We start from the raw sequence: 16813 nt of genomic DNA on the forward strand, positions 1-16813 counted from the left end.
CGAATCGCGCTCACTGCTGCGGCAGGAGGATTTCGGTGGTGAATGCGCCGTCCTCGGAATTGCGGCTCACGTAGCCGCCGGCGGCCTCGATGATCTCGTCGATGTGCAGCAGGCCGAAACCGTGCCCCTCGCCGGTTTTGGTGGTGCGGAAACGTCCGTGCACCTTGCGCCGTTTGCCCGAGGCGGCGGTGTTGGTGAACGAGATGTACAGCTGCGTGCCCTTCATGTCCATGTAGACGCGAATCATGCGATCGTTCTCAGGCACGCCAACGTTTGCTTCGATGGCATTGTCGAACAGGTTGCCGAGGATGCAGCACAAGTCAAGTTCGGAGATCCGCAGTTTCACCGGGATATGCGCGTCCACGCGGGTCGCGATGCCGCGCGACTCGGCCAGCGACATTTTGCTGCTCAGGATCGCGTCGGCCATCGCGTTGCCGGTTTTGACCGGACTGTCGAGCACGATCAGCTCGTCGTCCAGCTTGTCGAGATAGTCGCGGATCGCATCGAGATCGCCCTGCTCGGCAAGGGCCCTGAGCGTCTGGAGATGATTGCGGTAGTCGTGCCGCCACATGCGCATCCTGGTGTACATGTTCTCGACCTCGCGATAATGCGTGTCGATCAGCTCACGCTGGTATGCGGCCAGCGCGCGATCCGCGCGTCTGCGGCGGAACCACCACATGCTCCGGCTCCTTTCCGGCCTGCGCCCGCTTGACTCGGGCCTGCTCGCGGTCGCTCAATCCATCGCGATGATCGCGCGGTTGAGCGGTTCGTACGCACCGCGCGGCAACGGCAGCGACGTGCCGTCGGTCAGTTGCACGGCGGTGCGCATCACGCGACGAACGTATCGCAGATTGACGATCATCGACCGGCCGACACGGCAGAAATCATGCCCCAGCTCCGACTCGAACTCGCCCAGCGACCGTTTGACCGTATAGTCGTGCGTCGCATGCACGGTCACGTAATTGCGCCGCACATCGAGGTATCGGATCTCCGGCAACGGCACGCGCACCAAGCCGTCCACGCATTGCAGATCGAGGCACCGTGCCGCCGTGCGCAGCCGTTCGGCCGCCCGGTCGAGCACGGCGTCCAGCTTGGCCTCGCTCACCGGTTTCATCAGGTAATTGAGCGCTTCGACGTCGTATCCTTCGGCGATGTAATCCGAATAGCCGGTCACGAACACGATCTGCACGGTCCGGCTGACGCGGCGCACGGCCTTTGCAAGCGCGACGCCGTCCATCGCGCCCATCTCGACGTCCAGCAGAAGAATATCGACGTTCTTGCGCCGGTCGAAATCGGTCAGGAATCGCTCCGCGGACGGGAACGTATCGACCTGCGCGTCGATCCGCCGTGCCGTCGACCATCTGGATACCAACGTGCGAACGTATTCGGCGTCGGTATCGTTGTCATCGCAAATCGCGACGCGCATCGCGGGTAACGGTCAGTCCTTCTTGGGCTTGAGCGCGCTCGGCATCGGCATGGGAATCGGCTTGTGCGGCTTCGGCATGGCGGCCGGCTTGGCCTTCGCGGCCGGGAACTCGCCGGTCGACGCCTTCGCGGCGGCCTCGGCGGCCCACTTCGCGTACTCGTCGAGATCGTCGTCCACCGACGTGGCAGACGCGGACGACGTCGCATCCGAATCCGCGGAATCGTCCGAATCAGCGTCCGCATGGTGAGCATACTGGGCTTCAATGTCGGCAAACGGGTCCGGCGAACCGACTCCCGGCTCCTGCTCGCTCAGCTCCTTGGCGAGCTCGTCGTAATCAGTATCGGTGGTCAAATACTTGAGCTTCCGGGCAATTTTCTGCTGCTTGGCTTTCTGACGTCCGCGGCCCATGTGACCCCCTGAAATTACTGTACGTGTTGAATCATCACATAAGAGAGTACCACTTGTTTGCACAGTTGGGCTTGTCGGCTCGGACTTTTACGATAAAAGCGATATTTTTCAGTGTTTTCACACGCGCAAAGGCGGGGAATGATGACGGACGAAACCCAGGAACAGCAGCTGACCGCTGCCGGCAACGAAATGAGCGCGAGCTTCCTCGCGGCGAAGAAGCGTTCGGATGAGACGCTCGCCAAGCTCGAAGCCAACCCGGGCAAGTTCACCATGCTCACCGGCGACCGTCCGACCGGCCGCCTGCACCTCGGCCACTACTTCGGCTCCATCCGCGAGCGCGTCGCCATGCAGGAGCGCGGCGTGAACACGAACATCATCATCGCGGACTACCAAGTCATCACCGACCGCGACACCACCGAGCACATCCAGGACAACGTCCTCAACCTCGTGCTCGACTACATGGCCGCGGGCATTGACCCGAAGAAGACCATGATCTTCACTCACTCCGCCGTGCCGGCCGAGAACCAGCTCATGCTGCCGTTCCTCTCGCTCGTCACCGAGGCCGAGCTGCACCGCAACCCGACCGTCAAGTCCGAGATGGAGGCGTCGGGCCACGCGCTGACCGGCCTGCTGCTCACCTACCCGGTGCATCAGGCGTGCGACATCCTGTTCTGCAAGGCGAACGTCGTGCCGATCGGCAAGGACAACCTGCCGCATGTCGAGATCACGCGCACCATCGCGCGCCGCTTCAACGAGCGTTACGCGAAGAAGCACCCGGTGTTCCCGGAGCCGGCCGCGATCCTCTCGGAAGCGCCGGAGATTCCGGGCCTTGACGGACGCAAGATGAGCAAGTCGTACGGCAATTCGATCATGCTGGGCGCGACCGCGGAGGAGACCGCGAAGCTCATCAAGAAGAGCCCGACCGATTCCGAGCGCCGCATCACGTTCGATCCGATCGCGCGCCCGCAGGTGTCCGCGCTGCTGACCACCGCGGGGCTGGTGACCGGACGTGACCCGAAGGAGATCGCCGAGGAGATCGGCGAGGCGGGTGCCGGCGCGCTCAAGGCGTATGTAATCGAGTCCGTGAACGCGTTCCTCGCGCCGCACCGCGAGCGCCGCGCCGAGCTGGCGAAGGACATGGACTATGTGCGCGACGTGCTGCACGACGGCAACAAGCGCGCGAACACCATCGCCGAGGAAACCCTCGAGCAGGTGCGCGAAGCCATGGGCATGAAGTACTGAGACGCAGTTTTTTTGGGCTGATTCCGTGGTTTGCGGAATCAGCCCTTTTTATGTGCGTATGCGCGTAGACGATTGTGCCTGTTGTGTGTGAGCGACGTCCCACCGAGGGAACGCGCATCGCGCGTTCCCTATATGCTTTTGCCGCCACGATTTCATTCGAGGAATCGGTCTCCGATACACGGCAGTTGTGCGATCGAGAGGCTGAACTCGCTCTTTGTAGAGGTCGGTTTGACGATCGAGAGGCAGTCCCCGTGGGCAACCGACCGTTATGCGAGGGCAAAATACCCCCGTACTATGCTTTTTGGCGGTAGATGCTCCGGCGGGGTGCCTCTCGATCGTCAAACCGACCTATGCAGATCGCGAACTCTGCCTCTCGATCGTCAAACTCGCAGCCAACGGCATGCGATATACCCCGGATGCTCGGCATTAGGGCCGATTACCCGGCCATCATGGACCATATCGGCTTGCGCCGGGCGTGGTTCCCATCCCCGATTCGCTCAACGGCAATCCGAGGCTCCAGTGGAACCGGTACACCCGCCATTCTCCACATCGCCGTGGCAACGCGCTGTGCTGCGGCCTCTTCCGCCAGCTCGTTGCGCAAATCCAAGACGGTGATCTTGATATACATCCATCCAGCGGATTCAATATCCTCGCGGCGTTTGTCATCCCTCAACACCTGTTCGTTGCTGAATCGATGGTAGGTGCCGTCGTATTCAACGGCGATGCGCAACTGCGGGTACGCCATATCAAGGAAAACCGTGCGCGCTGTTCCGGGAATGTTCAACGCGTAATTCACCTCCGGCTCCGGTAGCCCATACCGAATCAGCATGATTCTCGTCCGGGTCTCCTGCGACGAATCCACATTCTCTTTCATCAGGCGCAAGGCACGACGGCATTTCTTGACACCGGTGAAATTGCCAGCATGCTCAAGGTACCGCCGAAAATCCTCTATGCCAGCACGCTTCAACCGCCTATCACGCCTCATCATGGATTCTCCCAATACGATGAGTTCGTCCAATGGCAGCACGGCCGCATAGTGCGCCCACGTGCACACCGGGGTCAGGCACTCGAAATGGCGGCCGACGACCTGCGTTTCAATGGGCCCCGTCCACGCCAGATATTTCACTCCACGCACATGGCACCGCTGCCGCAGTGAGGAAACAACGACCCATGCCGTCGAATCCTGTCCGACCACATGGGAGCGAAGACGCGGCTTTTCTATGGACAGCAGCTCCAGCGCCGTGGAACGCGCGTAGACCAGTGGCCGTCGGGTGCGGTTCTGTAGGGCGGCGCACGATTGCATGCGCATGGCCTTAAGTTCAGTGAGCGCCTTCAATGAGATTGATTCGCCAGTCATGGTCGCGACAGTACGGGACCAAGTCAGGTTTGTCACGCGACGCCCGCAAAAATGTGGATAACCTTGTGGATAACTTCTGACTTGCCGCAAACTTCCCTCCAACGCCAAACGCTCCCGCGCATCGGTGGGTCAACCGCTGATGCGCGGGAGCGTACCTGTCACATTGACGATGCCGCCGAGACTCGCGGAGTCACCCCACTATCGCTCGTCCACCACTTCAGCGGTGATGAGGCCGTCCTCGTCCATCGTGCCGATCGGGTCGAGATAGTGATCGAACTCGTACAACACCTCATCGCTCGGCGCCGCGGTGACGAGCGACACCACCACGATCGCGGCCAACGACAGCAGGAACGCGGGCAGCAGCTCGTAGATCGCGAATATGCCGCCGAGCGGCTTGACGAACTCGTGCCACACCAGCACGGCGGCCGTGCCGACGACCATGCCCGCGATCGCACCCGGGCGGTTGGTGCGCCGCCAGTACAGCGAGCACAGCATCAGCGGGCCGAACGACGCGCCGAGGCCGGCCCACGCGTACGACACGACCTGGAAAATCGAGGAGTTCTGGTCGTAGGCCACGATCACGCCGAACACGAACATGAGCACGAGCGTGGCGCGCGCCACCATCATCACCTGCCGATCGGTCGCGCGACGGTGCATCACGCCGCGGAACAGGTTTTCCGCCATCGCGGACGCGCCGATGATCATGTAGGACGACGACGAGCTCATCGACGCGGCGAAAATGCCCGATACCACCACGCCGCACAGGAAGCTCGGCAGCAGCGTCTGCGCGATCACGATGAACACGTTCTCGGCGCTGGCCTGCGTGAGGAATTCGGTCGGCATCATCGCGCGGCCCACCAGACCGATGCACACGCCGCACGCCAGCGACAGCACGCACCACGAGGTCGCGATGATGCGCGACTTGCGAATCTCCTCCACGCTGCGGATCGACAGGAACCGCACCAGCACCTGCGGCATGCCGAAATAGCCCAGGCCCCACGCCATCATCGACACGATGGTGATGATGCCATAATCGCGCGGCGAGGAAAATACGGCTTGACCGTCGCGGATGATCTGCTCGCCGAGGTCGTTCAGCGTCGGCACCGCGACCTCGGTGCCCGACAGGAAGCCCGGAATGGCGCGCAGGAATGCGACCGTGTTGCCGATGCCGCCCGCCGAGACGACCGAGCCGACGAACACCACGGCCAGCGCGAAGAACATGAGCATGCCCTGGATGAAATCGGTCACCACCACCGACAGATAGCCGCCGACGACGGTGTACACGAACACGACCATCGCGCCGAGCACCATCATGAGGTGGTAGTCGAAGCCGAACAGCGTGGCGAACAGCTTGCCGACCGTGACGAAGCAGCTACCCACATACACGCAGAAGAACACGAGAATGATGAACGCGGCGATGGTGGACAGGATGTTCTCACGGTCGTGATAACGCTTGGAGAAGAAGTCGGGGATGGTGATCGCGTCGCCAGCCACCACCGAATAGCGGCGCAGACGGCGGGCGACGAGCTTCCAGTTGAGGTACGTGCCGACGGCGAGGCCGATCGCGGTCCACATCGGATCGGCCGCGCCCGTGAAATACGCGAGGCCGGGCAAGCCCATAAGCAGCCAACCGGACATGTCGGAGGCTTCGGCGGACAGGGCGGTGAGCCACGGGCCGACGCCGCGGCCGCCCGCGAAGTACTCTTGGGACGACGAGTTGGAGCGTTTGGAAAACACGAATCCGACGGACAGCATCGCGGCGAAATAGATGCCCATGGCGAGCAGTATCCAAAAATCGTTCAGTCCCATATGTTCTCGGTTCTCTCGGGTTTCGCGGTTGCTCGCGTCGCCGTGATCGGCGTTGGGTTACAGGGCGAATCGGGAGAAATGGGGATCGACCGCGTCACCCCTGCTCCCTTTTGCTTCGTGTATTCGACGGTCGCTGAGAGGGTGGACACGAGAGACTAATACGCGGCTTGCTGTCTCACGCTGTGAGCCGGCGGCATCGGGTTTATGACGAATCCACGCCCGCCAACGCGAGGAACTGGAAGCGGTTTGACGATCGAGAGGCTAAAAACGCACGCCGTCTAGGTCAGTTTGACGATCGAGAGGCTACGTTCCCCGCGTATCAACGCCATTCCCGATGGAAAATGGGCGATTTGAGCCCCGGTTAGTGACTATGACAGCCTCTCGATCGTCAGACCGACCTCAACAAACACGGAAATCAGCCTCTCAATCGTCAAACTGCACTCATAGGACCAAAACACGGCACCCGGGGACCAACACACTGTGTCGGGCCCCGGGCGCACGGATCAGATGTCGTAGCGCCAGGACTTGTCGGTGATGACGCGGGCCATCGCCAAGCCGATCGGCAGACAGATGATGACCATGAACGCGCGGAACGCCCAATCGAGCGCGTTCAACGTCTGGAAGCTGCCGAGATACCACATCGCGCGATACATATACATGCCCGGCACCATGATGACGATCGACGGCACGGTCAGGCAGATGCGCGGGTAGCCGAGGTGCGGCGGCAGCCACCCCTTGCGCACCGACGAGCGCCACACGGTGGCCAGAATGCCCGCCAGGAACGCGCCGATGAACGCACCCGCCTCGGCCGGCACGCCCATGTCCACGATCTCGAGGCGCAGCGTATCGGTAATCATGCCGATCACCGCGGCCGTCAGGCACATGCGCTGCGGTGAGTTGAACATCACGGAGAAGCCCCACACGCCAAGGAACGCGAACACCGCGCGCAGCAGCATGTTGACCGTCGGGTCGAGACCGAGCGGCTCGAATCCCTGCGGGTTCAGATGCACGATCGTGGCGACCATCCACCCGGCGAGCGTGGCCATGAGGATGATGCACAGCACGTAGGTCACGCGCTGCACGCCGGACGGGAAGTCGATCTTCGCCATGTCGAGTCCGCCCGTGATGAGCGGGAATCCGGGGATGACGAACAGCATCGCGCCGATGTACGCCGTGTCGTGCTGCAGCGCGACCGGGTCGAACAGGCCGATCAGTCGCAACGTGCCCGTACATGCGAGCGCCGCGAGCGCGACGCACACGAACGTGACGAAGAACTGGTTGAGATGGCGCTTGAACAGGACGCGGCGCAGCCAGTGGCCGAGTCCGGCGCCGACGAACGCGCCGACCATGTCGTACGGGCCGCCGCCAAGCAGGAACACGAAGGATGCGCACGCGATCGCGGAGGCGAGGCCGGCGAAGGCGGGGGAGTAGAGCGGCTTGCGCCGTTCGATCATGTCGAGCCGCTGGTGGGCCTGCCGCACGGTGATGCCGGGGCGGCCGGAGACGCGTTCCTTGCCGACGTGGTCGAAGTGGGCGGCGTACTCGCCTTTCGGCGGCTTGTGTGCGTGCTTGCGCGCGTCGGCTTCGCTGGGGAGGAATCCGCTGCGCGGGGCCGGGCGGTGCCGAACATGATCGCTGATCGATTGGGGCGATGCGCCGGTTTGGGTTGGCGCCGGATCGCCGGCGACCGCATCCGCATCGCTGACGTCGGGCCGCGCATCCCCGGAGATCCGGTATTCCTCGGCTTCGCCGCCCGAGCGTGCCGCTTCGGCTTCCTCCTCGCGTTCGACGGCCGCCCGCGCCGCAAGCGACTGCGTCATCGCGGACTGCGACCAGTCGGTTTCGTGCACGTGCAGCTGGTGCGCGCGCGGGTCGCCCGGGTCCGCGTGCTGGCTGGCGGCTTCGAGCGCGTCGAGTACGGCGTCCTGCCCCGGCTTGGCATCGCTTTCAGCATCAGCCCCGGCTGCCGCGCCCTTGTCGTGCTTCTCCTCTTCGCGCAGCTGCTTGGCCAGTTCGGCCGACACCTGCGAGGCGTCCTTGGTGTCGAGATGCTGCATGAGCCCTTTCGACACTTCGGGCCGGCTGTGGTACATGGAGTCCTCGCCGAGGTTGACGCTGAACCAGTCGGCGAAGTGCTCGAGCAGCCAGATGCGTTCGGTGTTGACGCCGGTGGACGGCAGGTCGATGACTTCGGTGATGCGGTCCTTGCCGTCGGTGCAGGCGGCTTCGATGTCGGTGAGGTTGACGTCGGCGCGCACGTGCACGCCGAGCGGGTAGGCGATGCGGTGCATCATCTCACGCACTCGGAACGATCCGGTGCCGGCGGACAGGTCGAGCAGGCCGACGCGCACGATGACGCTGGCCTTGGCGGCGATGCCCGCCTCGGTGATGGGTTTGTCCCAGTCGCGCTCGATGTCTTCCATGTCGAGCGGGATGGAGTGCGTGTGGAAATGCTGTACTGCGGCGGCGCTGCTTTCGCCGTCCTCTCGTTCGTATTGATGCCCTTGACTCACGCTTTCAGGTTTACCGCCCGCCGTGGGCGAACACCTGAGCGACCATATCCGAGTCCAAATTATGGACTGCCTCGTCTCAGAAAACATCACGCATATCGAAAACCGAACTTCGTAACGAAAGTGTCGATAACCCGGTCATACAATAGCCCCACAACCGTTGAACCAACGGCTTTGGGTTCGCAACGACCGACTAACACAACCGCGGAGGAGCCGCGGATGGTCGGCAGACCGAACAACCGGGAGTTCAGCAAAGGAGGTCTGATGACAACTAATGATCAGCAGATCACGCCCGCCGACGCCACGATCGTGACGTCCGGTCTGGGGACCAAGGGCCCCGAAGAGCGTGATCTTCCCGAGTCGCTCAAATACGATATGGATCTGTGTCTGCGCATTCTGCGCGACGTTTTGGGCGAATTCGATCCCGAACTTCTTTCCACATTCGATACGGTGCGCAATTACGCCGTGGAGGCCAGCGCCGAGCATTTCGAAGGCATGCTTGACCCGAATCCCGATCAGGACGGGCTCAAGAAGGCCGTGGAGACCATCGACAACATGTCGCTGCACGACGCGCAGCTGCTCGCCCGCGCGTTCACCACGTACTTCCATCTGGCGAACCTGAGCGAGGAGAACTACCGCGTCTCCGTGCTGCGCCAGCGCGAGAACGAGGTCTCCGGCGATCAGGCGTACGATCCGGTGAACGAGATGACCTCCGCCTACCACCAGCTCATCAACGAGATGGGTCCGGCCAAGGCGAAGGACCTGCTCGAAAAGCTCGAGTTCCATCCGGTGTTCACCGCGCACCCGACCGAGGCCCGCCGCAAGGCGGTCGAAGGCAAGATCCGCCGCATCGCCGAACTGCTCGAGGAGCACCGCACGCTGGGCGGCTCCGACCGCAAGGAGAACAGCCGTCGTCTGTACAACGAGATCGACGCCCTGTTCCGCACCTCGCCGATCGCGCTCAAGAAGCCGACCCCGGTCGAGGAAGCCGACACGATCCTCGACATCTTCGACAACACGCTGTTCCGCACGATTCCGGCCGTCTACCGTCGCTTCGACGACTGGGTCCTCGGCGACAAGGCCGGCCTCGTCGAGCCGGTGTGCCCCGCGTTCTTCCACCCGGGCAGCTGGATCGGCTCCGACCGCGACGGCAACCCGAACGTCACCGCGAAGGTCAGCCGCCAGGTCGCCCGCAAGTTCTCCGATCACGTGATCGCCGCGCTTGAGGAGGCCACCCGCACGGTCGGCCGCAACCTGACGATGGAATCCGGCACCACCCCGCCGAGCGCCGAGCTGCTCAACCTCTGGAACCACCAGAAGGAGATGAGCGAGCGTCTGACCGACAAGGCCGCGCTGATCTCCACCAAGGAGATGCACCGCGCCGTCATGCTGGTCATGGCCGATCGTCTGCACTACACGATCGAACGCGACGCCGACCTCATGTACCATTCGGCCGACGATTTCCTCGCCGACCTCAAGGTCGTCCAGCGTTCGCTGGCCGCGGCAGGTGCGAAGCGTTCCGCGTACGGCCCGCTGCAGGATCTGATCTGGCAGACCGAGACGTTCGGCTTCCACATGGTCGAGATGGAGTTCCGTCAGCATTCCGTCGTGCACGCGCGTGCGCTCGAGGACATCCGCGAGCACGGTCTGCATGGCGAGCGCGGCCCGCTGCAGCCGATGACGCACGAGGTGCTCGACACGTTCCGCGCGCTCGGCTCGATCCAGAAGCGCAACGGTATCAAGGCCGCCCGCCGCTACATCATCTCGTTCACGAAGTCCGCGCAGAACGTGCGCGACGTGTACGAGCTGAACCGTCTTGCGTTCGCGCATCCCGAGGACGTGCCGACCATCGACGTGCTCCCGCTGTTCGAGCAGCTCGAGGATCTGGAGCATTCGGTGGACGTGCTCGAGGAGATCGTCAAGATCCCCGAGGTGCAGGCTCGTCTGAAGGCCACCGGCAACAAGATGGAGGTCATGCTCGGCTACTCCGATTCCTCGAAGGACGCCGGCCCGACCACCGCGACGCTCGCGCTGCACTCCGCCGAACAGCGGATCGTCGCGTGGGCCGAGGGTCACAAGATCGATCTGACGCTGTTCCACGGCCGTGGCGGCGCCGTCGGTCGTGGTGGTGGCCCCGCGAACCGCGCGGTGCTGGCCCAGCCGAAGGGCTCCGTGAACTGCCGCTTCAAGCTGACCGAGCAGGGCGAGGTGATCTTCGCCCGCTACGGCAATCCGATTCTGGCCGTGCGCCACATCGAGTCCGTCGCCGCCGCGACGCTGCTGCAGTCCGCGCCGAGCGTCGAGAAGACGAACACCGAGATGACCGCGAAGTACGCGGACATGACGGCGAAGCTGGACGAGGCCGCGCACAACCGCTTCCTCGACCTGCTGCAGACCCCGGACTTCGCGCCGTGGTTCTCGACCGTCACGCCGCTGACCGAGGTCGGCCTGCTGCCGATCGGCTCGCGTCCGGCCAAGCGCGGCTTGGGTGCGAAGTCGCTCGACGATCTGCGTACGATTCCGTGGGTGTTCTCGTGGGCGCAGGCGCGCATCAACCTGGCCGCGTGGTACGGTCTGGGCACCGCGTGCGAGCAGTTCGGCGATCTCGATACGCTGCGTGCGGCGTACGAGGAGTGGCCGCTGTTCTCGACGTTCATCGACAACATCGAGATGTCGCTGGCCAAGACCGACGAGCGCATCGCGAAGATGTACCTCGCCCTCGGCGACAACGACGAGCTGTCGAAGAAGGTGCTCGACGAGATGGAGCTGACCACGAAGTGGGTGCTCAAGATCGTCAACGACAAGTGGCCGCTGCAGCACCGTCATGTGCTCGGCCAGGCGATCCGCGTGCGTTCCCCGTACGTGGACGCGCTGTCCGTCACGCAGGTGCTCGCGCTACGTTCGCTGCGCAAGAAGGTGGACAAGGAAGAGCTCAGCCAGAGCCAGCAGGCCGGCTTCATCTACCTGATCCTGTGCACCGTTTCGGGCGTCGCCGCCGGCCTCCAGAACACAGGCTGACGTTTCGGCCGTTGCTGCACGACTGGCGTCGTGCAGCAACGCTGGGAAAGCCCAGTGGGCTTTCCCAGGCCGAAACGTAGGAGGTCGTTCGCGTTATAGCGAAGCGCACGCGAACGACCTCCGGCACAGCAAGGCTCCGCGACACAGCGGAGCCTTTCCTTTTCCCGCTCCCCTTCAGGGGAGCTGTTAGCAACGCTGACTGAGGGGACAGCTCACTACCTCAACCCGTTTCCAACGTCTCAAGAGGCTTTCGCCAACCGACGAAACCCTTCCCCTCCTCACCTCCGTTCCCTCATCTCCTCCACAAACCGGTCAAAATCCGATTCCTGCGTATCGTTGAATCTGCGGAACTCCGCAACGGCCTTCGCATCGGCCTGCTTCTTGCTCACCGTGCCTTTGCCCTGCAATGTCGCCCCGCCCGTAAACATGATGTACTGATTGCACAGTTCCACGCATTCGGCCATCGTGGTGGTCTGATGGTTGCGCACTCGCAGTTCGGCGGCATCCAGAAAACCGGAGACCAATTGATTGAGATGGCTGAGCTCATCTTCGCTGAGATAGTTCTTGGCAATTGTCACGTCTGATGAATGGATGCGCCCTTCCGGCGATCCTTTCCACGTCGTCAGTCCCATGTTCGGCTTGCTGGCATCGGCGCGTTCGTTGATGATCTCCGCCGCGGTATGGCCGCTGACGGCGTAATGGAACCGATTCTGCACGTTCGCGAAGAAATCGCGCGCCTGCTGGCTTTTCGGATCGTAATCCACGCTGATGTCCTGGAACAGATCCGTGATCTTCTGGTAGAACCGTCGTTCGCTGGCGCGAATGTCGCGGATGCGGCGTAGCAGTTCGTCGAAATAGTCCTTGCCGAACGGACGTCCGTTTCTCAGCATGTCGTCGTTGAGGACGAATCCCTTGATGATGTACTCGCGCAGTGTTTTCGTCGCCCATTGGCGGAAACGGGTCGCCTTCATGCTGTTGACGCGGTATCCGACCGCGATGATGGCGTCAAGATTGTAGAAGACAACTTCTCGCTTGACCTTACGGTCTCCTTCCTGACGAACTATTTCCATTTTGGAAATAGTTGAGTCCTTTTCCAGTTCATGCTCATCGTAAATATGAGCCAAATGTTTGGAAATATTCGGCACATTGACGTCGAACAGCTCCGCCATCGCCTTCTGCGTCAGCCAGAACGTCTCGTCCTCGTACCGCACCTGAACCGGCACGTTGCGCCCGTCGTCCTGATACAGCACGATATTCGTCTCAACGGAGTCCGCCCCAGCCGCATCACCGCCTTCAGGCACCGTCATCCCGTTCATCCGGTCCGTCGTCGTGGTCATGGTGATCATCTCCTTCCCTGTGATCATCGGTCTCATGCTCCAGCTCCCGGAGCACGTCGGCAGCGTCTTTCCCGAAGAAATGGCACAAGGTCACGAACTCCAACAACGTCGGCGTACCGTTTTTCTTGCGTAGAATATCCATGACACGGTTATGCGTCATACCGGTGCCCGCACCGATGCGGCGATACGACGGCGTTTCGTCGGCATCCTCACGCAACTGCATGAAATACTCCGCCGTCAATCGTTCGAGTTCACTCCATTGTCTGCCTTTGACTGCCATGTTGCCACCCTATCATATAGGTTGAATATTCACCCAACAAGCGTGTGTTCACCCGCCCAATGGGCATACGGCCGGAATCGAAGGTTGAATCGGCTGTATGCGCGCTGGGAAATACGAAAAAAGGAAAGGAACGCCTCTACCGCCGCGCGGTGGACTCGCGTTCGATGAGCTTGTACCCCACGTTCACGGTCTGCGGGAAATACTCCTCGTCCGGGTGCTCGATGCGGCGCATGAGCAGCGAGACGGCCGTGTTCGCCATCCCCTTGAAATCCGTGGCGACGGTCGTCAGCGACGGCACGGTGTACTGGCCGGAGGTGATGCCGTCGAAGCCGATCACCATCACGTCGTCCGGCACCTTCACGCCGGCGTCGGCCAGGCCGCGCAGCACGCCGATCGCGATGCCGTCGTTCAGACAGTACAGTCCGTCGTAGCCGGTCTCGCGCAACGCCTGCGCGATCGCATGGCCGGTCTCGATGCCGCCATCGATCGACCATGCCGACTTGATGAAATCGCGCGTCTCGTCGAACGGCAGTCCGGCCGCCAGAATCGCGGCTTTCGCGGAATGCATGCGCAGGTCGCGCGAGCCGGGGATGACGTTCGGGTTGCCGGGGTCGCGGTTGTCGCCGACGATGCCGATGCGCGTGCAGCCGCGCGCGACGAGATGTTCGATGGCCGCGCGCGAGCCTTCCGCACTCGGCGCGTTCACGGTGTCGATGCCGGTGCCGGCTTCGTAGTTTTCGAGCATGACGGACGGATGCTCGTGCAGGATGTTGAGCGCGCGCGGCGCGTTGATCGCGATGATGCCGTCCGAGAACGTGTACGATAGATCGTTGCTGCCGTTCAGGTAGCGCGATAGTTCGATGAGCATGTGCGATCCACGGCGGTTGACTTCGTCGGCAACGCACATCGACAGATGCGAGAAGTAGTCGCCCTCGAGACCGGACGTGAGGAACGTGATCGTGTCGCTGCGGCCGGAGCGCAGGGATCGTCCGGACAGGTTGGTTTTGTAGCCGAGTTTTTTCGCGGCCTCGCGCACGCGCTGGATGGTTTCGGGACGCACGTAGTCCTTGCCGCGCAACGCTGCCGACGCGGTGGTGGCCGTGACTCCCGCCAGTTTGCCGACATCCTTGAGCGTTGCCATGATGATCCCCCTCTTGTTCTGCGATTGCCGTTACTTCATCGTTGAGATTCATTGTAGCCGCAGTGATGCGCAGCGGCGGCCGGGAACATCGCACGACCCCACGCACAACGCCACCGCCAACGGCACGAGGCCCCGTTCCGGGCTGGGTGTAATCCCGGAAGCGAGGCCTCATGCGGTATTCGGTTGTTCGGCTATGAAAGGAGCTGCGGAAGCAGAAGAGATTGCTGATGGAAAGAAAGACCGCTCCCGCAGCGAGTCTGTAGTGCCGCGCGGCTGGGAAAGGAGAAACCCAAGCCGCGCAGCGAGTCCGCGAACCGGATCACGCCGCCTTGTGCAGGGCGTTGATCACGTTGTTGTGGCCCCAGCACTGTTCGTACGGGATGCCGGCGAGATCCTCGACGACCTTGCGGGTCTCCTCGGTCACGTCGGACATCAGGCCGCCGTTGCGCAGGCGGGCCGCCTCGGCCACGAGGATGTCGTGGTTCTTCTCGTTGAGGTGCATGCGGTAGGTGAGCAGGATGCCGACGAACGCGAGCACGACCACGGTGCCGCAGTACATGTAGAGCAGCACGTTCACGACGAGCGGGGACTGCGCGGTGACGTCGGCGCCGGACTGGAAGCCGACGGCCTGCAGCAGCACGCCCACGATGATGGTCACGACGGTGTTGATGATGACCTCGAGCGTGGACTGGATGCCGGCGTACTGGCCTTCACGGCGCTTGCCGGTGACCAGCTCGTCGACGTCCGGCACGAAGGACTGCACGTAGGTCTGCGCGTTCACGATGCCGGAGTTGCCGAGCGTGAACAGCGTGATGAGCACGGTGAAGACGAGCGTGACGGTCGCCTTCGGCAGGTTCGCGACGTTCAGCGCAAGGATGTAGATGCCGACGAACAGCGCGATCGTGACCCAGGCGCCGAGACGGTAGGAGCGCATGCCGCCGAGCTTGGAGATGACCGTGGCCCAGACCACGACGCACGCCATGCCGAACAGGAAGCTGAAGCCGGTGGACAGGGAGACCTCGGCCGGGGTGAGCAGCAGCACGAAGATGATGAAGTAGCCGTTGATCGTGCCGCGGACCATGCGGAAGGTCTGCTGGGCGAGGTAGATGCCGAGGTAGTTGCGGAAGGTCTTGATACGCAGCACGGACAGGAAGTTCCAGAACACGGAGACGAGGCGGCCGAAGAAGCCGACCTTCTCGGCGTCGCCCTTGTCGGCGGAGGAGAGGTCGGTGGTCGCGTCGTACGGGCGCTCCTTGATGCACATCGCGCCGACGACGAGCAGCACGGTGCCGAGCACGCCGTAGATCATGGCGACCTTGAAGTACGGCTGCCAGCCGGTGGAGCCCCAGATCTTGAACAGGTAGGCGTTGAACATCGAGAACGCGAAGCCGCCGACGCCGCCGCCGATCTGCTGGATGGCGACCAGGGCCGCGCGATCCTTGGAATCATCGGTCATTTCGGACGGCAGGGAGTAGACGACGGTGTTGATGCCCGGGTAGACGCCGTAGTAGATGACGTTGACGAGCAGGTAGAACCACACCGGCATGTTCGGCACCCACAGCAGCACGTAGAAGATGAGGTTCAGCGGTGCGGCGATGAGCAGCGTGCCCTTGCGGCGGCCGATCTTACGGCCGAAGGAGGTGGAGTACATGCGGTCGGAGATGTAGCCCCAGACCGGCGTGATGAAGCCGCCGATGGCCTTGCCGACCGCGAGCAGCGCGGTCACGACGCCGATGGCGATGGCGAGCGGCTGGGTGTAGTAGATCATCTGCCAGGTAACGACCATGGTGCTCATGGTGAACGACAGCGGCAGCAGCGCGTAGGTGAACTTGGTCACCCACGACAGTTTGCGGCCGACCGCGGGAGTCGAGCTGGACATTTTCGTGTTCTCCTGTTTCTCTGTGGAAGATCGAAATCGCGCGGCAAGGTCACGGCTGTTTGCGATGCGGCGTGATCTTGGTTGCGGGTGGACTGCTCCGTCCGTTCCACGTTCCCCGCAGAGTCTTATCGTTGAGATTCTGCGGTTCGATTTCCCTTACTTGATGTTTGCAAAACCTACCTTATCACAAATCTCATCGATAAGATTATTTTACGATTCCGGCGTGTCGCCATTACACCGATCCTCAAAGAACAAGAGCCATTCCCCAAGCAAAGAGGCCCGGCATCTTACGACACCGGACCTCTCCCATCAAAAATCAGGGCAGTGAACGCCCGGGCAACTTGCTCCACGGAGAAAAGTCTATGTTGCGCACCATAAATACCCGTGGTGGTACAGCTTGTCGCCG

Annotated in this window: 12 protein-coding genes; 2 read left to right on the forward strand and 10 right to left on the reverse strand. The window is 62.4% G+C overall.

Annotation, left to right across the window (positions count from 1 at the left end; all coding sequences use genetic code 11):
- Positions 1–10: 10 nt before the first annotated feature.
- Genes AC1A0G_RS03445 through AC1A0G_RS03455 form a run of 3 tightly spaced genes read right to left on the reverse strand, consistent with a single transcriptional unit; the run spans position 11 to position 1834 of the window.
- On the reverse strand, positions 11–679 hold the full coding sequence (locus AC1A0G_RS03445; protein WP_476527535.1) for a sensor histidine kinase: 669 nt from the start codon (positions 677–679) through the stop codon (positions 11–13).
- A gap of 54 nt (positions 680–733) precedes the next feature.
- Positions 734–1426, reverse strand: coding sequence for a LytR/AlgR family response regulator transcription factor (locus AC1A0G_RS03450; RefSeq protein ID WP_476527537.1), 693 nt, complete (start codon positions 1424–1426; stop codon positions 734–736).
- Positions 1427–1438: 12 nt separating this feature from the next.
- The gene (locus AC1A0G_RS03455) at positions 1439–1834 is read right to left on the reverse strand and encodes a DUF3073 domain-containing protein (protein ID WP_476527539.1); all 396 of its coding nucleotides are present in this window, start codon (positions 1832–1834) and stop codon (positions 1439–1441) included.
- Between the two features lie 141 nt (positions 1835–1975).
- Here AC1A0G_RS03455 and trpS point away from each other — a divergent pair, with 141 nt between their 5' ends.
- A complete protein-coding gene (trpS, locus tag AC1A0G_RS03460) occupies positions 1976–3076 on the forward strand; it encodes a tryptophan--tRNA ligase (protein ID WP_476527541.1) in 1101 nt (366 codons plus the stop codon).
- 436 nt (positions 3077–3512) lie between these two features.
- Here the strand turns inward: trpS and AC1A0G_RS03465 are convergent, their stop codons facing one another.
- From AC1A0G_RS03465 to AC1A0G_RS03475, 3 genes are all read right to left on the reverse strand, one after another.
- Entirely contained in the window at positions 3513–4433 is a 921-nt protein-coding gene (locus AC1A0G_RS03465) for a hypothetical protein (protein ID WP_476527542.1), read from the reverse strand.
- Positions 4434–4631: 198 nt separating this feature from the next.
- On the reverse strand, positions 4632–6242 hold the full coding sequence (locus AC1A0G_RS03470; RefSeq protein ID WP_476527544.1) for a sodium/proline symporter: 1611 nt from the start codon (positions 6240–6242) through the stop codon (positions 4632–4634).
- A gap of 503 nt (positions 6243–6745) precedes the next feature.
- Positions 6746–8665 (reverse strand): threonine/serine exporter family protein, encoded by a 1920-nt coding sequence (locus AC1A0G_RS03475; protein WP_476527643.1) that lies wholly within the window; start codon positions 8663–8665, stop codon positions 6746–6748.
- A gap of 351 nt (positions 8666–9016) precedes the next feature.
- Between AC1A0G_RS03475 and AC1A0G_RS03480 the strand changes: the two genes are divergently transcribed.
- Positions 9017–11770 carry a phosphoenolpyruvate carboxylase gene (locus tag AC1A0G_RS03480; protein WP_476527545.1) on the forward strand — a complete coding sequence of 918 codons (2754 nt, stop codon included), beginning with the start codon at positions 9017–9019 and terminating at the stop codon, positions 11768–11770.
- Between the two features lie 278 nt (positions 11771–12048).
- Here AC1A0G_RS03480 and AC1A0G_RS03485 read toward each other — a convergent pair whose 3' ends face one another.
- From AC1A0G_RS03485 to AC1A0G_RS03500, 4 genes are all read right to left on the reverse strand, one after another.
- Entirely contained in the window at positions 12049–13107 is a 1059-nt protein-coding gene (locus AC1A0G_RS03485; RefSeq protein WP_476527547.1) for a virulence RhuM family protein, read from the reverse strand.
- On the reverse strand, positions 13064–13387 hold the full coding sequence (locus AC1A0G_RS03490; protein ID WP_476527549.1) for a hypothetical protein: 324 nt from the start codon (positions 13385–13387) through the stop codon (positions 13064–13066). Before AC1A0G_RS03490 ends, AC1A0G_RS03485 begins: the two co-directional genes overlap by 44 nt.
- 136 nt (positions 13388–13523) lie before the next feature.
- Positions 13524–14528, reverse strand: coding sequence for a LacI family DNA-binding transcriptional regulator (locus AC1A0G_RS03495; protein WP_476527551.1), 1005 nt, complete (start codon positions 14526–14528; stop codon positions 13524–13526).
- A gap of 319 nt (positions 14529–14847) precedes the next feature.
- Positions 14848–16407, reverse strand: coding sequence for an MFS transporter (locus AC1A0G_RS03500; RefSeq protein WP_476527552.1), 1560 nt, complete (start codon positions 16405–16407; stop codon positions 14848–14850).
- Positions 16408–16813: the final 406 nt, after the last annotated feature.

Source organism: Bifidobacterium sp. LH_230, assembly GCF_056357555.1.